The following is a 13476-nucleotide window of genomic DNA, read 5'->3' as shown; positions in this document are numbered from 1 at the left end:
GCTCAGTCGTTGCCTGCGGGCTTGCCGGCGGGCGCGGCGGCCGGCTTGGCTTCGGCCGGCTTGGAGTCGCCGGCCTTCGGGGCACCGGAACTGCCCTCCCCGGCCAGATTGCGCTTCTTGTCGCCGTCCTTCTTGAAGTCGGTCTCGTACCAGCCGCCCCCGGCCAGACGGAACTGCGGCGCGGTCAGCTGGCGGCGCACCTGGGGCGCCCCGCAGGACGGGCAGTCGGTGGGGTCCGCATCGGACATCTTCTGCAGGCGGTCAAAGCTGTGGCCGCAGGCGGCACATTCGAAGGCGTAGATGGGCATGGCGTGCAACTGGTTGGCGTGGGGCGGTGCGCGCGCCTGGCCGGCACCGCACCGCGGAAGGAGTGGAGGCGTCGCCCGAGGCGCGCCGTGCCCTGCGGAATGCGGGCGCGTGGGCCGGAATCAAGGCTCCCGGTCGGCTGCGCACGATACAGGACCTCGGTCTCGCGGTCCCGGCGGACCACGGTTCAGCTGGCAACGCTATGCTCAAGGCTCACATTCGCAAGGAGACGCGCAATGACTGCATCCCGTTCGCTCGCGGCCGCCGTCGTGCTGGCGCTGGGCCTGGCGGCCGCCGGCTGGTTCGCCGCCCAGGGCATGGCGCGGCTGAAGACCCAGGACCGCTTCGTCACGGTCAAGGGTTCGGCGGAGAAGATCGTCGACGCGGATCTGGTGGTGTGGCCGCTGTCGCACACCGTTGCCGGCAACGACCTGCCACAGGTGCAGCGGCAACTGGACGCGAACACCGTGACGATCCGCGAGTTCTTCACCAAGGCCGGGTTCAAGCCGGAGGAAATCGTGGTCTCGCCGCCGCGACTGGAGGACCGCTGGGCCTGGGCCTACGGCGAGAACCGGCCGCCGGAACGTTACCGCTACTCCGCCACCGTCACCTTGCGCACCAGCCGCGTGACCGACGCCATCGCGTCACTGCGGCGCACGGGTGAGCTGGTCAGCCAGGGCATCCTGATCGGCGGCCAGGACGGTGGCGGCAGCGAACCCACCTTCGACTACACCCAGCTCAATGCGGTGAAGCCCGCGCTGATCGCCGAAGCCACCGCTAACGCGCGCAAGTCCGCCGAACAGTTCGCCAAGGACTCCGGTGCGCGGCTGGGCGGCATCCGCAGCGCCAACCAGGGCGTGGTGTCGATCAGCGACCGCGACCGTGGCAGTCCGCAGGTCAAGACCGTGCGGGTTGTGACGACGGTCGAGTACTTCCTGAAGGGTGAGTGAGGCCGCTCACGGACCATTGGTCCGTGGCCGAACGAACGCACGCTGCGCTTGCGGGCCGGATGAGTGAGGCCGCTTGGAGCCCTTGTTCCGCCACCGCACGAACGCGCGCGAGTGCTGCCTGCCGGCCGATACCGGTCAGTGCCCGCGCTGGTAGGTGCCAACCAGCGCAGCGTGCGCGAGGATGTGACCCTCCATCGCCTTCATCAACCGCGCCTTGTCCGGCTGGCCCAGGTCCGGCAGCACCACGTCCAGCGCGTACAGCTTGTGGAAGTAGCGGTGGCGCCCGACCGGCGGGCACGGGCCGCCGTAACCTGTACGGCCCCAATCGTTGACGCCCTCGCGGGTGCCTGCGGGCAACTGCCGTGAGGCGCCTTCGGCCAACCCCGCAGCAGTGGCCGGCAGGTTGTAGATCACCCAATGCACCCAGGTCATCCGCGGCGCAGCCGGATCCGGGGCATCCGGGTCGTCTACGACCAGGGCCAGGCTGCGGGTACCGTCGGGCACGCCCGACCACTGCAGCGCGGGTGAGCGGTCTTCGCCATCGCAGGTCAGTCGCGCCGGCATCGGCGCCTCATGCGCGAACGCGGTTGAACTCAGGTGCAGGGTCATGCGCGGCTCCTTGGCACCACCGGGCGTGGCCACGAGGGCGGTCGCCAGGACCAACGTCGCGCGGGACAGGAGGCGGGCAAGCGTCATGTCGAATCCTCAGCGGTTGGTGCCAGTGTAGGCGCCCGCCACAAGCCTGGCACAAGGACCGAAAAGGGGCCGGAACGCCGGCTCAGGCGGCGTCGTACAGCGCCAGGTAGGCCTCTTCCGCCTCCGCCAGCTGTGCAGCCAAAGCATCGCGCTGGCGCGACAATGCTGGCAGGTCGGCGTAGCGCGTGGGGTCGGCCAGGTCCATGTCGATCGCATGCAGCTTCGACTCCAGCTCGGCGACACGGGCCTCGGCCTGGGCCAGCTTTACCGGGTTGGCCTTGCGCGACTTGCCGGCCGGGGCCGCAGCCACCGCGGCTGGACGCGCACTGGCGACGGCCGCGGTTTCGGCCACCGCCGGCATCGCAGCGTCGATGGCATCACTGCCCTTCCCCGCCTTCACCGCCTTGGCCTGCTTCACCGACTTGCCGTCGTTGCTGTTGTCGCGCGAGCGCAGCCAGCTGGCGTAGGCGTCCAGGTCGCCGTCGAACGGTTGCGCCACGCCATCGGCCACTCGCCAGAAGGTGTCGCAGACCAGGCCGATCAGGTGGCGGTCGTGGCTGACCATGACGATGGCGCCATCGAAGTCGCTCAGCGCCTCGGCCAGCGCCTCGCGCATCTCGAGGTCAAGGTGGTTGGTGGGCTCGTCGAGCAGCAGCACGTTGGGCTGGGTCCACGCGATCATCGCCAGCGCCAGTCGCGCTCGCTCGCCGCCGCTGAAGCCATCCACCGATTCGAATGCACGGTTGCCGGGGAACTGCCACTTGCCGAGGAAGTCGCGCAACTGCTGGGTGGCTACGCCCGGGGCGATGTCGCCGAGGTGGTCGATGGGGCTGCGGCCTTCGTGCAGCGATTCCACCGTGTGCTGGGCGAAGTAACCGATGCGCAGGTCCGGATGGCCGCCGCGCTCGCCGGTGAGCAGCGGAATCTCGCCGACCAGCGACTTCACCAGGGTGGACTTGCCGGCACCGTTGGGACCGAGCAGCGCGACGCGGTCACCGGCTTCGAGAATGAAGCCGACGTTGTCCAGCACGACGTGCGGGTTCGCAGCCGGATCGCCGTAACCGCAGTCGGCGTCGACCAGGCGCAGCAACGCATGCGGCAACTTCGCCGGCGCCGGGAAATCGATATGCAACGAGCGCTCGGCACGCACCGCTTCGGTGCCGGCCAGCTTTTCCAGGCGCTTCATGCGGCTCTGCGCCTGCTTGGCCTTGCTGGCCTTGGCCTTGAAGCGGTCGATGAACTTCTGCAGGTGCTCGCGCTCGGCCTGCTCCTTCTCGAAGGCGATCTGCTGCTGGCGCAGCTGCTCGGCGCGCTGGCGCTCGAACGCGGTGTAGTCGCCCACGTACAGCTTGGCCTTGCCTTCGTTGAGGTGGATGGTGTGGGTGGACACGCCATCGAGGAACTCGCGGTCGTGCGAGATCATCAGCAGGGTGCCGGGGTACTTGAGCAGCCACTGCTCCAGCCACAGCACCGCGTCCAGGTCGAGGTGGTTGGTCGGTTCGTCGAGCAGCAGCAGGTCCGACGGCGTCATCAGCGCGCGCGCCAGGTTCAGGCGCACGCGCCAGCCGCCGGAGAACTCCTTGACCGCGCGCTCGTGCGTGTCGGGCGAAAAGCCCAGGCCGTGCAGCAGCTTGCCGGCCCGCGCGGTGGCGTCATACCCATTGAGCTCGGCCAGGCGCAGGTGGGCGTTGGCCACCGCCTCCCAGTCTTCACGCTCCGCTGCGGCCCGTTCCGCCAGGATGACCTGGTGCACCTCGGCATCGCCGGACAGCACGAACTCCAGCGCCGGTTCGTCCAGCGCGGGGGTTTCCTGCGCCACGCTGGCGATGCGCACCCGGGCGGGCACGTCGATGTCGCCGCGGTCGGCTTCCACTTCGCCCTGGATGGCGGCGAACAGGGAGGACTTGCCGGTGCCGTTGCGGCCGATCACGCCCACCCGCCAGCCGGCGTGCAGGGCAAGGTCAACGTTGGACAGCAGCAGGCGTTCGCCGCGCCGCAGGGCGAAATCTCGGAAGGCAATCATGGCGACATTGTACGTGGCCACACTGCCGTCCGGGCCGCGCGCGTGACCTTGCCGGATCGGGCCCCTTGCCCCGTGTCCGGGTTGTGGAGGCGGGGATTGGCCCCTATACCCTTGTTTCCAGGCCTTGGGAGAGCCGATGCACCATACGTCCCTGATTGCGATCCTCGTGGCCGGCTTCGTGCTGGCGTTCATTTTTGGCACCCTCGCGCAACGGCTCCGCCTGTCGCCGCTGGTGGGCTACCTGATAGCGGGCATCGTGGCGGGGCCGTTCACCCCGGGGTTCGTTGGCGACCAGACGTTGGCGCCGCAGTTGGCCGAGATCGGCGTGATCCTGCTGATGTTTGGCGTGGGCCTGCACTTCTCGCTGCGAGACCTGTTGTCAGTCAAGGCGATCGCCCTGCCCGGCGCGGTGGCGCAGATCGCGGTGGCCACGACGCTGGGCTGGGCGATGGCGCGGATGCTGGGATGGTCGCACGGGGCCGGCATCGTGTTCGGCATCTCGTTGTCGTGCGCCAGCACCGTGGTGTTGCTGCGCGCGCTGGAAGAGCGCCGCCTGCTGGACACCGGCAAGGGCAAGATCGCGATTGGCTGGTTGATCGTCGAAGACCTGGCCTGCGTGCTGGCATTGGTGCTGCTGCCCGCGTTGTCGGGCCTGCTGACGGGAGAGCAGGCCGATCCGGTGTCGGTGTGGAAGGCGATCTTCACCACGACCTTCAAAGTCGGCGCGTTCCTGCTGGTGATCCTGCTGGTGGGCCGTCGGGTGATCCCCTGGGTGCTGGAGCGCGTGGCGGGCACCGGCTCGCGTGAGCTGTTCACGCTGTGCGTGCTGGCCATCGCGCTGGGCGTGGCGTTCGGTTCGGCGGAGTTGTTCGGGGTGTCGTTCGCGTTGGGCGCGTTCTTCGCCGGCATGCTGCTGAACGAATCGGAGTTCAGTCACCAGGCGGCCACCGAGACCCTGCCGCTGCGCGATGCTTTCGCGGTGCTGTTCTTCGTCTCGGTGGGCATGCTGTTCGATCCGTCCATCCTGGTCGAGCAGCCGCTGCAGGTACTGGCGGTGTGGGCGATCATCGTGTTCGGCAAGTCGGCCGCCGCCTACATGCTGGTGCGAGCCTTCGGCAAGGACCATTCGACCGCGCTGCTGATCTCGGCCAGCCTGGCGCAGATCGGCGAGTTCTCGTTCATCCTCGCCGCGCTGGGCATGCAACTGGAGATCCTGCCGCGCGAAGGCCATGACCTGGTGCTGGCCGGTGCACTGTTGTCGATCATCACCAATCCGCTGATCTTTGCGTGGCTGGATCGGCGTCGCGCACGCGAGGCGCTGCAGGCCAGCCGCGAGGCGGCTGCCGCCAGCGCCAGCGCCGACCGTCTCGCGCCGGGCGTTCCGGAAGACCTGTCCGGCCACGTGATCTCCATCGGCTACGGCCGGGTGGGCAGCGAGCTGGGCCGCCTGCTGACCGACCGCAACGTGCCGGTGGTGGTGATTGACACCGACGAGGACCTGATCGCACGGGCGCGCGCCAACGGCGTTCCCGCCATCCGCGGCAATGCCGTCAACGAACAGGTGTTGCGCGAAGCAGCGCCCGAGCGTGCGACGACGGTGATGCTGGCCATCCCCAACGTGCTGGAGGCGGGCGAGATCATCGCGAGATTGCGCGCGATCAACCCGGCGCTGACCGTCGTGGCGCGCGCGCATAGCGATGGCGAGGTGAAGCACCTGCTGGAACGCGGCGCCGACGGTGCAGTGATTGCGGAGCGCGAGTTGGCACACAGCCTGGCGGAGATGGTGATGGCCACCCCGCCCTACCGCGGCAGCCATCACCTGCCACCCGCCGTGGCCTGACGGCCGGGGCAGCCACGCGGGTCAACCGACGCTGGCCACCCAGGCGACCAGCACCGCAGCTTCCACGCATTCGGCCAGCGCCCCGGCCGTGTCACCGGTGAACCCGCCCAGCCGCTGCATGCAGGCGCGGCGCCATAGCAGGAACACCACGATGGCAGCCACCAGGGCCACCAAGCCGGCCTGGCCAAACGCGATGGCGACGCCCGCCGCCAGCAGCACCGCGGCCGCGCTGAGCGCGCGCGGCGCGGCGCGCAGGCCAGTGCCCAGCCCTTGGGCGCGGGCGTAGGGTGTGGTCAGAAACGCCAGGGTCAGCGCGGCCCGCCCCAGCAACGGCGCAAGCAGCAGGCCGCCCCAGGCACTGGCCGGCAGGCTGGCCAGCGCCGCGAACTTGAGCAGCAACAGCAGCACGACCGCGGCAACCGCCATCGGTCCGCTGCGTGGATCCTTCATGATGGAGAGCGTGCGTTCGCGGTCGCCGAGGCCACCGACCCACGCATCGGCGCTGTCCGCCAGGCCATCCAGATGCAGGGCGCCGGTGCTGGCCACCCACCACGTCAGCAACAACGCGGCGACCAGCAATGGCGGCACCCCGTGCAACAGGCTCGCCAAGCCGACCAGCAGGCCACCGAGGATCGCGCCCACCAGCGGATAGCAGGCCAGTGAACGGGCCTGCGCACGGGCATCGTCAAACACACCCGACGGTACCGGCAGCCGGGTCAGGAAACCGAGGGCGACCAGCAGCGGTTTCACCATGGAGTGACCGCCTCGGTGCGCGCCAAGGTTGGGCGGGGAGGCAGCACCCGGACCGCGGGCGGCCACGGCAGGCGATGAAGCGAGGCGTGCGGCACGTCGATGCCCGCCATGTCGCCGTAACTGCGGCCCTCCACCAGACAGCGCAGCAGGCGGATCGCGCCTCCGTGTGTCACCACCAGCACGCGTTCATCGGCACGCCCCTGCGCCGCATCCAGCACCTGCGACAACCGCAGCGCGAACGCGTGGAAGGACTCCGCGCCCGGCGGGGGATACGCCACGGGATCGGCCCAGAAACGGCCCAGCGCATCACCCTGTTCCTCGGCCAGGGTTTCAATCGGCACGCCTTGCCAGTGGCCAAAGTGGTACTCGGCCAGGCGTGCGTCCAGCTGCAACGGCACGCCATGCGCGTCCGCCAGTTCCGCGGCGAACGTGGCGCAACGCGACAGCGACGAGGACACGATGCGATCCCAGCGCTGCCCGGCGACGGCCGCACGCAGTTGGCCCCAGCCTTCGTCGGTGAGCGGATCGTCGAGTTGGCCGCGGTAACTGCGCTGTCCGGTGTCGCCATGGCGCAGCAGGTCGAATGCGAAGCCGCTCATGCGGTGGAGACCCCGGCCTGCGCGAAGGTGGCCATGCGGTTGTGCAGGGCGCATGCCACGCGCAGCACCGGCACCGCGGTGGCGGCGCCGCTGGCTTCGCCAAGACGCAGGCCAAGGTGCAGCAGGGGTTGGGCGTCCAGCGCCTCGAGCAGGCGGCCGTGACCACGCTCGTGCGAGCGGTGGCCGAACAGCAGCCACGCGCGCGCACCCGGGTTGATACGCACTGCCGCCAGAGCGGCGGCGGTGGTGATGAACCCGTCGACCAACACGGGCAAGCCCGCCTGCGCCGCGGCGACAAAGGCACCGGTGAGCGCCGCGATCTCGAAGCCGCCAAGGCGGCGCAGGTACTCGCGCGAGGCCGCCGGGTCATCCATGGCGCCCACGTCGCGGTGAAGTGCCAGCGCCCGCTCGACCACCGCCACCTTGCGCGCGATGCCTGCGTCGTCCAAGCCAGTGCCTGCACCTGCCAACTCGATTGGCGCGACGCGCAGCAGCGCGCATGCCAGCGCGGTCGCAGCCGTGGTGTTGGCGATGCCCATTTCGCCGCCGATGAACAACTGCGCGCCTGCCGCGCGGGCCTGCGCGACGCTGGCCGCGCCGGCCGCCAACGCAACGTCCAGTTGCTCGGGCGTCATCGCCGGCGCTTCGCACAGGTTGGCCGTGCACGGCGCGATGATGCGGCGCGTTACGCCGGGGATGTCGCCCGGGTCGTTGACCGTGCCGAGGTTGACCACGTCGAGCGTGGCCCCCAACTCGCGTGCCAGCACGCTGATCGCCGCGCCGCCCGTGGCGAAATTGCGCACCATCTCCCCGGTCACCGCCTGCGGGAATGCGGACACGCCTTCGGCCGCGACGCCATGGTCGCCGGCGAACACGCTGATCCACACCCGATCCACCGCGGGCTCCGCGCTGTGCTGCAACTCCGCCAGCTGGATGGCGGCAGCCTCCAACCCACCGAGCGAACCCGGCGGCTTGGTCAGCATGCCCTGGCGCGCGCGGGCCGCCTCGGCGAAGTTGGAATCGGGTGCCGCGCAGGCGGCCTCCGGCCAGTGCAAGGTCATGCGGGAGCTCCCTTCAGGGTGAGCGGCAGGCCTGCCGCGACAAACAGCACGCGATCGCACTGCGCGGCGAGCGACTGGTGCAGGCGACCGGCCTCGTCGACGAAACGCCGGGTCAGCTCGCCCATCGGCACGATGCCCAGGCCGACTTCGTTGCTGACGAACAGCACCTCACCAGGCAGCGTGGGCAAGGTGGCCAACAACGCATCGCGCTCGGCGATGAAGCGGGTGGGATCGACGTCGCCAAGCAGGTTGCTGAGCCACAGGGTGAGGCAATCGACGAGCAGCACCCGGTCGTCACGCGCGTGCAGGCGCAGGGTGGACGCCAGGGCCAGCGGCTCCTCCACGCACCCCCACTCCGCCGGGCGGCGTGCCCGGTGGTGGGCGATGCGGGCCGCCATTTCGGCATCGCCGGGCTGCGAGGTGGCGATGTAGGTGACCTCACGTCCGGAGGCCGTCGCCAGACGTTCGGCCAGCGCGCTCTTGCCGGAGCGGGCGCCGCCAAGGATCAGGGTGTGCATGCGTGAAGTCCCATGAGCGTGGCGAGTCGGTGGGTATCGAGGTGTTGCTCCACGGCGTCGGCCAGGCGGTCGATGCTGGCGTCGCGCAGGACCGGCAGGTCCAATGGCGCAGCGTCGTGCAACCCCGCCCAGCGCAGCCATGCCGACAGTGCCTCGGGCGCGTCGAACAAGCCATGCAGATAGGTGCCCACCACCTGGCCGTCGGCGGCACAAGCACCGTCCATGCGACCGTCGTCCAGGCGCACGGACGGCATGGCGAGTCCGGCGCCGGTGGTCACGCCGCAGTGGATTTCGTAGCCGCGGATCGGCACGCCAGCGGCAGATGTCGGAGCGTGGACGTCGTCAGGCGACACGGTGTCACCCAGCGCGAGACGGCCCTGCACGGTATGCAGCTGCTTGTGCGGTGCCAACGTGGTTTCGACGTCCAGCCACCCCAGGCCGACGCTGCTGCCCGCGGGGCCTTCCAGCCCGTGCAGGTCGTGCACCGCGCGACCCAGCATCTGGAATCCGCCGCAGATGCCGAGCACCTTGCCGCCGTACCGCAGGTGGCGGGCGATCGCGGCCTCCCAGCCGTGGGTACGCAGCCAAGCCAGGTCGGCGCGTGTGGACTTGGATCCCGGCAGCACGATCAGGTCGGCCGGCGGCGGCACCTGTCCGGGGCCCACGAATTGCAGGTGCACTTGTGGATGGGTGCGCAACGCGTCGAAGTCGGTGTGGTTGCTGATGCGAGGCAGCGCGGGCACCACCACGCGCAGCATGCCATTGGCCGCCGCATCGGCGGTTCGCGGGAGCGCATCTTCCGCTTCCAGATGCAGCCCATGCAGATAGGGCAGCACGCCCAGCACCGGCTTTCCCGTCTCGCGCTCCAGCCAGTCCAGGCCGGGTTGCAGCAGCGCGAGATCGCCACGGAAGCGGTTGATGACGAAGCCCACCACGCGTGCTCGCTCGCTCGGGGACAGCAACGCAAGCGTGCCGACCAGATGCGCGAACACACCGCCGCGATCGATGTCCGCCACCAGCAGCACGGGACAATCCACGGCCTCGGCGTAGCCCATGTTGGCGATGTCGCGGTCGCGCAGGTTGATTTCCGCCGGGCTGCCCGCGCCCTCCACCAGCAACACGTCGTGCGCCGCGGCCAGCCGCGCGTGCGAGGCCAACACTGCCTCCATCGCCACGCGCTTGTAGTCGTGGTAACCGACCGCGTCCATGTTGCCCACGGCGTGCCCGTGCACGATCACCTGTGCGCCCGTATCGGTGTTGGGCTTGAGCAGCACCGGATTGAAGTCGGTGTGGGGCGGCACGCCGCAGGCCTGCGCCTGCACTGCCTGTGCGCGACCGATCTCGCCGCCATCGACGGTCACCGCCGAATTCAACGCCATGTTCTGCGGCTTGAAGGGCGCCACGCGCGCGCCGCGGCGACGCGCCCAGCGGCATAGGGCGGTGACCAGCGCGCTCTTGCCGGCATCGGACGTGCAGCCCTGCACCATCAACACGTGCGCGCTCATGCGCATACCTCCGCAAGGCCGCGGCCCAAGCGCTTGAAATCCGCGTCGTCGCATGGCAGACCAAAGCGCAGGCTGGCCGGTTCGTCGAAAAGCCGGACGAGGATGCCCTTCGCTGCCAGCGCTTCATGCAGTCGCGCGGCGCGCGGGTCGCAGCACCATTGGAAGAAGGCCGAGCCGGCAGTGGGCGTCAGCCCGTGCGATCCGAGCATCGCGGCGAGACGTGCGCTGCGCTGACTGAGCCGTACACGTGCCTCGGCCTGCCATTGGACATCCGCAAACGCCCGTTGCACCACGTGGCGGGTCGGACCGGCCAGCGTCCACGGTCCCAGCGCCGCCCGCAGCGCCCGCAGAAGTGCGGGCGACGCGCACACGAAGCCGGCACGCGCACCTGCAAGTCCGAAGAACTTGCCGACCGAACGCAACACGATCAAACCCTCATCTCCGGTGTCGGCACACAGGCTTGCCTCGGGAGTCGCATCCATGAACGCCTCATCCACCACGAGCCAGCCTCCACGAATCGCAAGGGCGTCGCGCAGGCACAGCAGCCGCTCGCGCTCGAATGTATCGCCAGCGGGATTGTTCGGATGGATCAGGACGATCACGTCGAAGCGCGCCTGCTGATCCAGGAGCTCACTTGGGGGCAGGCGCTCGACCGCGTGCCCGGCTCGCGCCCAGGCATGAGCATGTTCGGCGTAGCCGGGGGCAAGAACGCCCACCCGCGAGTGCGGCCGCAGCAGGGGCAAAGCCTGGATCGCCGCCTGCGATCCCGCCACCGGCAGCACGTAGCGCGCGCCGTAGTAGCGGCACGCGGCCTCAACCAACCCGTCATCGTCTTCCGGCAACCGATGCCAGGCGCGCGGTGGGATCGCCGGTACCGGCCAGCTGTCCGGATTGACGCCGGTGGACAGGTCGAGCCACCGGGACAGCGGGATGCCGTACCGTCGCGCCGCGCGCAGCAAGCGCCCGCCATGCTCAAGCATGCGCACTCCCCATCCATGCGAGTATCGCTGCGCCAAGCCACAGCACGGCCAGCCACACGAACACGCCTCGTCGCACGAGGCGCAGGGCGGCGCGGATGGAGGCCACATCGGGCGTCGCGCCTTCGCCCAGAACCGGGCGTTCCGACCAGTTGCCGTGGTAAGGCGCCGCTCCGCCCAGACGGACACTGATCGCGCCCGCACCGGCGGCCATCACCGGGCCGGCGTTCGGGCTCTTCCATGTGTGTCCCTGGGTTCTCCAGCAGTGCCATGCTCGCCGCGCATCGCCACACACGGCATAGGCAACCGCCGTCAGACGGGCCGGCACGTAGTTCAGCACGTCGTCGATGCGTGCGGCGGCCCACCCGAATCGCGCGTAGCGCGGCGTGCGGTAGCCCCACATCGCATCGAGGGTATTGGCCAGGCGATACAGCACCGCACCCGGCGCGCCGAGCAGCACGAACCAGAACAGGGCGCCGAACACCGCATCGCAACCGTTTTCCAGCACCGATTCCGTGGCGGCGCCCGCGACTTGGGTCGCATCCAGGGCCGCGGTATCGCGACTGACCACGCGCCCCACCGCGGTGCGCGCCGCCGGCAGATCCTGCGACTCCAGTGCGGATGCAATTGGCTGCGCGTGGTCCGACAGACTGCGATGGCCCACGGCCAGGTACAGCACAACGGCCGACATGGCCAAGGCCAGACCCGGTGAGCGTGCACTGACCGCATGCAACGTCCAGCCGACCAGACACACCACCGGTAGCACGGCTACACACCAGGCAATCACGCCCGCCATGTGCCGATCCGCGTGCAACGCGCGCTCGACCGCACCCGCCCACCGACCGAAGCCCACCAGCGGGTGCAGCCGCTGCGGCTCGCCAAGGCCCGCGTCCGCCAGCAGTGCCGCCGTAGCGACCAGCGCGGCGCTCATGGCTGCAGCAGCCGCAGCGCGGCGATGGGATTGGAGGGAAAGTAGAAGTGCACGAAGCTTGCGGTCATGCGCCGGTCGCGAAACACCGCTTCACGGCTCGGACCGCCGTTGGGATTGGTGGCCGTGGCGATGGCCGGCGCGACCACGTCGGCCATCGCGTAATGGAACGTGTGGCCGCGCAGCGCGCCCTCGGGCAGCAGCACTTCCTGCAGGCCGAGGCCCGCCAGACGCGGCTGCAGCCGGGCATGCCCCGGCAGCAGACCGGCCATCCGGCGCGTGACGCCATCGCGATCAGCCAGCGCTTCCAGCGCGAATAGCAGACCGCCGCATTCGGCCAGCAAGGGCTTGCCGGCACCGTGATGGGTGCGCAGCGCCATGTGCAGATCGGTTCGCGCCGACAGTGCGCCCAGGTGGAGCTCGGGGTAGCCACCCGGCAACCACACCGCATCGCACTCGGGCAACGGATCGCCGGCCAGCGGCGAGAAAAAACGCAACTCCGCGGCGGCTGCGCGCAGCACGTCAAGGTTGGCGGGATACAGGAAGCAGAAAGCGTCGTCGCGGGCGATGGCAACGCGCACTCCGGCCATTGACTCGTTGCCCGGACCTGCCTCCAGACCGGATTGAGCCGATTCTCCGGTCGCGTTGGAGAACGCCGCAGCCGGCGGCAGGGCCGTGCTCGCGTGACGCGCCCAGGCATCGGCCAGGGCGTCCAACGTCGCGTCCAGGCTGTCCATCTCGCCGGCAGGCACCAGCCCCAGATGCCGCTCCGGCAGTGCCAGCGTTGGGTCGCGCGGCAACGCGCCCAGCCATTGCAGGCCATCCGGCAGGCTCTGCGCCAACAGCGAGGCGTGGTAATCACTGCCCACACGATTGGCGGCCACACCGTGCACGTGCACGTCGCTGCGGTAGCGCGCCAAGCCCAGCGCCAGCGCACCGAAGGTCTGTGCCATGGCCGAGCCGTCGATCACGGCCAGCACCGGCAACCCAAGCTGGACGGCCAGGTCCGCACTGGACGGCGCGCCGTCGAACAGCCCCATCACGCCTTCGACCAGGATCAGGTCGGCCTCACACGCGGCGGCATGCAGGCGCGCACGCACGTCGGCCTCGCCGTTCATCCACAGGTCGAGTTGGTAGACCGGCGCTCCGCTGGCGCGCTCGAGCACCATCGGGTCGAGGAAATCCGGCCCGGCCTTGAACACCCGCACCTGTCGCCCCTGGCGCACGTGCCAGCGCGCCATGGCGGCGGTCACGCTGGTCTTGCCCTGCCCCGAGGCGGGCGCGGAGACCAGCAATGCGGGGCAGTGCTGTGTGCTCATC

12 protein-coding genes and 1 pseudogene are annotated in these 13476 nt (G+C 69.9%); 2 read left to right on the top strand and 11 right to left on the bottom strand.

The window, feature by feature from the left end:
• Window positions 1–2: 2 nt before the first annotated feature.
• A complete protein-coding gene (locus N800_RS07860; RefSeq protein WP_036136749.1) occupies window positions 3–308 on the bottom strand; it encodes an FmdB family zinc ribbon protein in 306 nt (101 codons plus the stop codon).
• 234 nt (window positions 309–542) lie between these two features.
• Between N800_RS07860 and N800_RS07855 the strand changes: the two genes are divergently transcribed.
• Window positions 543–1256, top strand: a complete 714-nt coding sequence (locus N800_RS07855) for an SIMPL domain-containing protein (RefSeq protein WP_036136748.1) — start codon at window positions 543–545, stop codon at window positions 1254–1256.
• 135 nt (window positions 1257–1391) lie between these two features.
• Here N800_RS07855 and N800_RS07850 read toward each other — a convergent pair whose 3' ends face one another.
• Together N800_RS07850 and N800_RS07845 are read right to left on the bottom strand one after the other, a co-directional pair.
• Window positions 1392–1952: a YbhB/YbcL family Raf kinase inhibitor-like protein gene (locus N800_RS07850; RefSeq protein ID WP_198032495.1), complete on the bottom strand. Its 561-nt coding sequence runs from the start codon at window positions 1950–1952 to the stop codon at window positions 1392–1394.
• A 418-nt stretch (window positions 1953–2370) separates the two neighbouring features.
• Window positions 2371–3975 (bottom strand): annotated as a pseudogene (locus N800_RS07845) (ABC-F family ATP-binding cassette domain-containing protein); the annotation flags it as partial.
• Between the two features lie 136 nt (window positions 3976–4111).
• Here N800_RS07845 and ybaL point away from each other — a divergent pair.
• Entirely contained in the window at window positions 4112–5815 is a 1704-nt protein-coding gene (ybaL, locus tag N800_RS07840) for a YbaL family putative K(+) efflux transporter (protein ID WP_036136747.1), read from the top strand.
• A 21-nt stretch (window positions 5816–5836) separates the two neighbouring features.
• Here the strand turns inward: ybaL and N800_RS07835 are convergent, their stop codons facing one another.
• The 8 genes from N800_RS07835 to N800_RS07800 are packed head-to-tail and all read right to left on the bottom strand — an operon-like array spanning window position 5837 to window position 13475.
• The gene (locus N800_RS07835; RefSeq protein WP_036136745.1) at window positions 5837–6568 is read right to left on the bottom strand and encodes an adenosylcobinamide-GDP ribazoletransferase; all 732 of its coding nucleotides are present in this window, start codon (window positions 6566–6568) and stop codon (window positions 5837–5839) included.
• Window positions 6562–7167 carry a histidine phosphatase family protein gene (locus N800_RS07830; RefSeq protein WP_036136743.1) on the bottom strand — a complete coding sequence of 202 codons (606 nt, stop codon included), beginning with the start codon at window positions 7165–7167 and terminating at the stop codon, window positions 6562–6564. Before N800_RS07830 ends, N800_RS07835 begins: the two co-directional genes overlap by 7 nt.
• Window positions 7164–8228, bottom strand: a complete 1065-nt coding sequence (gene cobT / locus N800_RS07825) for a nicotinate-nucleotide--dimethylbenzimidazole phosphoribosyltransferase (RefSeq protein WP_036136741.1) — start codon at window positions 8226–8228, stop codon at window positions 7164–7166. Before cobT ends, N800_RS07830 begins: the two co-directional genes overlap by 4 nt.
• Complete coding sequence (gene cobU / locus N800_RS07820) at window positions 8225–8746, bottom strand: bifunctional adenosylcobinamide kinase/adenosylcobinamide-phosphate guanylyltransferase (protein WP_036136739.1); 522 nt, start codon at window positions 8744–8746, stop codon at window positions 8225–8227. The genes cobT and cobU overlap by 4 nt, the downstream gene beginning before the upstream one ends.
• Window positions 8734–10251, bottom strand: a complete 1518-nt coding sequence (locus tag N800_RS07815; protein WP_036136833.1) for a cobyric acid synthase — start codon at window positions 10249–10251, stop codon at window positions 8734–8736. The genes cobU and N800_RS07815 overlap by 13 nt, the downstream gene beginning before the upstream one ends.
• Window positions 10248–11231 carry a threonine-phosphate decarboxylase CobD gene (cobD, locus tag N800_RS07810; RefSeq protein ID WP_036136737.1) on the bottom strand — a complete coding sequence of 328 codons (984 nt, stop codon included), beginning with the start codon at window positions 11229–11231 and terminating at the stop codon, window positions 10248–10250. Before cobD ends, N800_RS07815 begins: the two co-directional genes overlap by 4 nt.
• Entirely contained in the window at window positions 11224–12159 is a 936-nt protein-coding gene (cbiB, locus tag N800_RS07805) for an adenosylcobinamide-phosphate synthase CbiB (protein WP_036136735.1), read from the bottom strand. Before cbiB ends, cobD begins: the two co-directional genes overlap by 8 nt.
• Window positions 12156–13475, bottom strand: coding sequence for a cobyrinic acid a,c-diamide synthase CobB (locus N800_RS07800; protein ID WP_036136733.1), 1320 nt, complete (start codon window positions 13473–13475; stop codon window positions 12156–12158). Before N800_RS07800 ends, cbiB begins: the two co-directional genes overlap by 4 nt.
• Window position 13476: the final 1 nt, after the last annotated feature.

Origin of the sequence: Lysobacter daejeonensis GH1-9, from assembly GCF_000768355.1 — a bacterium.
In the GTDB taxonomy this organism is placed as follows: domain Bacteria; phylum Pseudomonadota; class Gammaproteobacteria; order Xanthomonadales; family Xanthomonadaceae; genus Aerolutibacter; species Aerolutibacter daejeonensis.
The sequence above is the reverse complement of the archived record's forward strand: the minus strand, read 5'-3'. Positions and strand labels throughout refer to the sequence as shown.

Excerpts from the sequence above, each read along its gene's own strand:
- N800_RS07815 (WP_036136833.1), bottom strand. The coding sequence starts at position 10,251 with ATGAGCGCGCACGTGTTGATGGTGCAGGGCTGCACGTCCGATGCCGGC.
- cbiB (WP_036136735.1), bottom strand. The coding sequence starts at position 12,159 with ATGAGCGCCGCGCTGGTCGCTACGGCGGCACTGCTGGCGGACGCGGGC.
- N800_RS07830 (WP_036136743.1), bottom strand. The coding sequence starts at position 7,167 with ATGAGCGGCTTCGCATTCGACCTGCTGCGCCATGGCGACACCGGACAG.
- ybaL (WP_036136747.1), top strand. The coding sequence starts at position 4,112 with ATGCACCATACGTCCCTGATTGCGATCCTCGTGGCCGGCTTCGTGCTG.
- N800_RS07800 (WP_036136733.1), bottom strand. The coding sequence starts at position 13,475 with ATGAGCACACAGCACTGCCCCGCATTGCTGGTCTCCGCGCCCGCCTCG.
- cobT (WP_036136741.1), bottom strand. The coding sequence starts at position 8,228 with ATGACCTTGCACTGGCCGGAGGCCGCCTGCGCGGCACCCGATTCCAAC.
- N800_RS07860 (WP_036136749.1), bottom strand. The coding sequence starts at position 308 with ATGCCCATCTACGCCTTCGAATGTGCCGCCTGCGGCCACAGCTTTGAC.
- N800_RS07850 (WP_198032495.1), bottom strand. The coding sequence starts at position 1,952 with ATGACGCTTGCCCGCCTCCTGTCCCGCGCGACGTTGGTCCTGGCGACC.
- N800_RS07835 (WP_036136745.1), bottom strand. The coding sequence starts at position 6,568 with ATGGTGAAACCGCTGCTGGTCGCCCTCGGTTTCCTGACCCGGCTGCCG.
- cobU (WP_036136739.1), bottom strand. The coding sequence starts at position 8,746 with ATGCACACCCTGATCCTTGGCGGCGCCCGCTCCGGCAAGAGCGCGCTG.
- cobD (WP_036136737.1), bottom strand. The coding sequence starts at position 11,231 with ATGCTTGAGCATGGCGGGCGCTTGCTGCGCGCGGCGCGACGGTACGGC.
- N800_RS07855 (WP_036136748.1), top strand. The coding sequence starts at position 543 with ATGACTGCATCCCGTTCGCTCGCGGCCGCCGTCGTGCTGGCGCTGGGC.